Here is a 4,356-nt window from a genome sequence, read left to right on the forward strand (position 1 = left end):
CCTCGTCCCCGACCGCCTCTACCGAGCCCTAGAAATCCCCTCCCCCGCCGACCTCCAGTAAGCCTCCCCAAGACCACGGCCGTCTCACCGGGCTGATATAATGGAGCGAAGCATTAAGGAGGTCATCATGCCAAGCCTAAGCATGTTCTTCGGAATCATCATTTACATGTATGCGGATGATCACAACCCACCTCATTTTCATGCAATCTACCAAGGATACGAGGCGCAGTTTAGCCTTGACGGAGAGCTTCTCGTCGGCGAAATGCCGCGAAAGCAAATGCGCTTAATTGCCGCATGGGTGGAGTTGCACCGCGACGAGCTGCTTGCAAACTGGGATCTCGCCAACTCGGGCCAGCCTCTGTACAAGATCGAGCCGCTGCGTTAGGGGCCCGGACATGGAGATGATCTTCGACGAACGCCTTGGTGACTACGTCTGCAAAGCGGGGTTTATCCCCTGGTCGGTGCGTGCAGTAGAGCCAAACGAAGACTACACCCTGACTCTCATGTTTGCCGATGGCTCGAAGCGCCTCTTCGATTTTGCCCCGTTGCTCGAGCACCCCTGCTACTCGAGCCTTCAGTCGCTGGAAGCGTTCATGCGCGCCCAGGCCCTCCACGGCACGGTCGACTGGGGGAACGATATCGATATTGCTCCGGAGAAGCTCTACGAAGACAGCCGCATTCTATCCTAGCCGACCAAATCCATTCAGTTGGAAAGGGCGCAAGACGAGGCAGGTGTCGCCTCACCGGCGTATCGGGCTCGCTTCGTTGCGACGAAGCTCATCGACGGAGGCAATGAGCTCCTGCTTGCTAGCCACGTTGAACTTGCGATAGATGTTGCGGGCATGGCCCTTCACCGTACTGTGGGATAGCACGAACTGCTCCTCAATGGCAGGGAGGCTGTAGCCCTGCACAAGCAGCTCGAACACTTCCGTCTCGCGTGGCGTCAGGCCGTGGCGGTCGGCCACCTCGCGATAGAACGTCGCCTGTCCTTCCTGCCAGTCCGCAGAAGGCTCTGTGGGCCGAACCTCTACCACCAGCCGCTTCGAGCGCCGCATAAGCAACAGAGCTACCGAGAACATGTAAACCAGCACCAATGCGAGAGCCGTCAGCGACAGCGCCCCTTCGCTTATCTGCGTCTCCAAGAGCGAGGCAACCGGAGCGGCGGCCACCAAAATGGCGTTCATGATCGTCCAGCCGCACAGGAACACGAGAAGTTCTCCGCCCTTGCTCTCCCTGCCCACTTCGAACAACACAAGCCAGATGAGCACGTAGAAGAACGTCCAACTTGCCTCGACCATCGCCACCGAAACCACGGCAAAGCCGCCGCTGGGCACCGGCAGGAGCACGAGCCCCATCACGGTGAGGGCCATCAGGGGAACAAGCACTTGCCGCATATTCGGGTTAAATCGCTGGCGCGCCAGGTACAGCACAAGCAGCGCCATGCCCCCGATGCGCAGGGCGCTGGTACAGCATCGCAGTGCCTCTTCAGGCACGGGGAATTCCAAAATAGTGAGCAGGCGAAACAGCATGGCATAACTGGCCATGAGGACAATCAGCTCCGTGGGAAGCGAAGCCAAGGCGCTCCTCACCGAGGCCGCAGGAGAGAGCGATCCTGCCGGAACCACCACAGGTGCGCCCTCTTCATTGCGGCTCCTCGCGGCCCCAAACTTCAGCACCACCGGGAGAGCGCTTCCCGCGACCATAAGCAAAAAGGCCGGCCCGCGCAGCGCGAGCGGCAGCCAGCCCGCGAGGGAGAAAAGCAGCACCGCCAGCAATCCCGAAACGCCGATGGCCCAGGTGCGTCCATCAGCAGGAAGACCGGCGAGCCAGCATGCCCAGGCAGCGAGAATCCAGGCATGGGACACGCCGATAAGCACCTGTGACAAAGCATAGCCAAGTTCGGAGGATGCGCCATAGAGGGCAAGGGCCGCTCCTGCGACGAGCGCCACCGTCGCACCTGCAAGAGCGCGGGGGTCGAAAGCGAGGGCTCGCGCGCGAGGCCGACCCACCAGGAAGGCAAAGGTCGCCAGCGTCACCACTGACAGAATGCGTGCGAGCCATAGAAGCACGAAAGGGTAACTCTCGATGGCCGCAGCCGCCGGGGAATAGGAAACGAGCTGCCGGAGCAGTCCTAACGTGGCTATTTGGCAGCAGAACCAAAGTGCGGCTGCATTTTCCCTGGTCAGATTCTTAAACATCTTCCACCCCACCCTTTTAGGACGGCCCTTCTCTTGCCAGCAATCCCGCAAAACCAGCCTTTCGGGACGGTTTTCGGCAGCAAGGATTTGGGCATACTGCACCCCAGCAAGGCGTGCGGCGGGTTGATTGGGAAGTCGGCCATACAGCATGCGCGCCTTGCGATTCTCAACTGCTCTAAAGAGAGCTCGATTAGCAAAGGGGATAATACCATGAATCTCTCTCGCAGGAACTTCTTCAAGGGCGCCGTGCTGGGCACCGCGGGCATGGGCGTCGCCTCGGCCGCCCTCATGGCCGGTTGCGCGCCGCAGTCCAAGGCAGAGGCCGACCTCGCCGAGACTGGCACCGGCGCCACCGAATCCGATTACCCCATCCAGGTGCTCGGCTCCATGGAAGAAGCGGCCGAGTCTTTCGAAGGCGACGTCGTCGTGCTCGGCTGCGGTCCGGGAGGCATTGCCTGCGCCACGCGCTTGGCCGAGCAGGGCGCCCGCGTGCTCATCGTCGAGAAGACCGACGTCATCGGCGGCACGGGGCTCGTGGCCTCTGGCAACTGCTACATTTCCCTTAACAGCCAGTTCCAGCTCGACCAGGGCCACGAGGCCGACATCGCCGCTTTCTACAAGGAATGGCTCGAGGCGGTGCACTACCATTGCGACCACGAGGTGCTGAGCACCTACCTGCGCAACTGCGGCCAAGTCGTCGACTGGATGCTCGGCCAGGGCTTCGGCTACCGCCTGAAGGAGACACCGCCCACCAATGGGCTCTCGGGCTTCGCCTACCGCATCTCCCAACCTGCCAAGGGCGACGGCAACCGCGAGGAAACCTATGGCAACATGGTCGACAAGGTCATCGCAGCCGGCGGCGCCTTCTACCCCAATTGCACCGGTACCGAACTCATCGTCGATGAGGAGGGCACCGTCGTGGGCCTGCGCGCCGACCGCGCCGGCGAGGCGGTGGACTTCATGGGCAAGGCCGTCGTCATTGCCTCGGGCGGCTATGGCGCCAATCGCGAAATGATCGAGAAGTACTCGGTGAACCCGCTGCTCGGCCGAGACCCGGTGCTCAACAACGGCGAGGGTGCCCAGATGGCCTGGGCCGCCGGCGCGCAGAAGCCGTGGAACCTCGGCATCCTCTGCGTCGATACGCTGTACCCCGTCGACGCCGACCATGTGTCCTACCCCGGCGGCGTGCAGGCGCTCGGCAACGTCATGGGCGATGCCGGCAAGGCGCGCATGCATGTGAACCAGCTCGGCCGACGCTTCCATTCCGAAGATGCGTTCTGCTGGGTGCCTACTTACGGCGGCACCAACGGCGCGGCCTACAACGAGCCGTGGCTGTTCGCCATCGCCGACCAGGCGGCCATCGACGCCCTGCAGACCGAGGATGAATCGGTGAACGACGCCTACCTGGAGTCGATGATCGGTTTGGGCGTGCTCTTCAAGGGCGACACGCCGGCCGAGCTCGCCGAGGCTGCCGGTTGGGATCCCGAGGTGTTCGCCGCCGAGTTCGACAACTACAACACGCTGTGCACCAACGGCGAGGATCCGGTGCTCTTCAAGTCAGCTGAGTACCTCGTCGCCTACGGCGACGGCCCATACTACGCCGTGCGCCTGGCGCCCACGCCATTCGGCACCTGCGGCGACTTGTGCGTCACGCCGAAGATGGAGGTGCGCGGTACCGAGCCCGGCTCCACAGTGAAGGGGCTCTACGCTGTCGGCACTGAAACCGTCGGCACCATGCACAACGGCTACTACTGGGCCCTCGGCCAGACGGTGGGCTGGGCCCACACCTCCGGCTACCTGGCCGCTGAGGAAATTGCCGCCAGCGTCTTGGCGTAAGAGCAGCTGCTCGGGACGTCTCCCTCCCACGTGCCGAGCAACCTTCAACACCCTCCCTCTCAAGGTTCCCCTCCCAGGGAGCCTTGCTGTTGGTGAGACAGTGCCCCGGAGGGGCGTCTCACCTTCCGAAAGACTTCTGGCGCGAAGCGCAGAGCCTTTCCCTGAAGATGAGACGCCCCTCCGGGGCACTGTCTCACCCACGAACCAACGTCTCGCTTCTGCATAGGGTTCGCTTGGGGAAACTTGTAGTACTATGGCGGGGACTTTATTTCACCTATCAGCTTGCAAGGAGCATGCCCTATGTACGACGGACTTCCCACCC

At 62.3% G+C, this 4,356-nt stretch carries 4 protein-coding genes; 3 read left to right on the plus strand and 1 reads right to left on the minus strand.

Annotated features, from left to right (window positions below; translation table 11 throughout):
• The first annotated feature begins 142 nt into the window (after positions 1 to 142).
• Positions 143 to 385, plus strand: a complete 243-nt coding sequence (locus QZ307_RS10775; protein WP_295999709.1) for a DUF4160 domain-containing protein — start codon at positions 143 to 145, stop codon at positions 383 to 385.
• A gap of 10 nt (positions 386 to 395) precedes the next feature.
• Positions 396 to 689 (plus strand): DUF2442 domain-containing protein, encoded by a 294-nt coding sequence (locus QZ307_RS10780; RefSeq protein ID WP_295999710.1) that lies wholly within the window; start codon positions 396 to 398, stop codon positions 687 to 689.
• A gap of 51 nt (positions 690 to 740) precedes the next feature.
• On the opposite strand, the gene QZ307_RS10785 is transcribed toward QZ307_RS10780, so the two are convergent.
• Positions 741 to 2,348 carry a LuxR family transcriptional regulator gene (locus QZ307_RS10785; protein WP_295999711.1) on the minus strand — a complete coding sequence of 536 codons (1,608 nt, stop codon included), beginning with the start codon at positions 2,346 to 2,348 and terminating at the stop codon, positions 741 to 743.
• 60 nt (positions 2,349 to 2,408) lie between these two features.
• On the opposite strand from QZ307_RS10785, the gene QZ307_RS10790 reads away from it, so the two are divergent.
• Positions 2,409 to 4,034, plus strand: coding sequence for an FAD-dependent oxidoreductase (locus QZ307_RS10790; protein ID WP_295999712.1), 1,626 nt, complete (start codon positions 2,409 to 2,411; stop codon positions 4,032 to 4,034).
• Positions 4,035 to 4,356: the final 322 nt, after the last annotated feature.

The sequence above is a fragment of the uncultured Adlercreutzia sp. genome (genome assembly GCA_910585575.1).
Lineage (GTDB): Bacteria > Actinomycetota > Coriobacteriia > Coriobacteriales > Eggerthellaceae > Adlercreutzia.

What these genes read in the sequence shown, in the direction of transcription:
- QZ307_RS10775 (WP_295999709.1), top strand. Translation starts at nt 143, where the DNA reads ATGTTCTTCGGAATCATCATTTACATGTATGCGGATGATCACAACCCA.
- QZ307_RS10780 (WP_295999710.1), top strand. Translation starts at nt 396, where the DNA reads ATGGAGATGATCTTCGACGAACGCCTTGGTGACTACGTCTGCAAAGCG.
- QZ307_RS10785 (WP_295999711.1), bottom strand. Translation starts at nt 2,348, where the DNA reads ATGCTGTATGGCCGACTTCCCAATCAACCCGCCGCACGCCTTGCTGGG.
- QZ307_RS10790 (WP_295999712.1), top strand. Translation starts at nt 2,409, where the DNA reads ATGAATCTCTCTCGCAGGAACTTCTTCAAGGGCGCCGTGCTGGGCACC.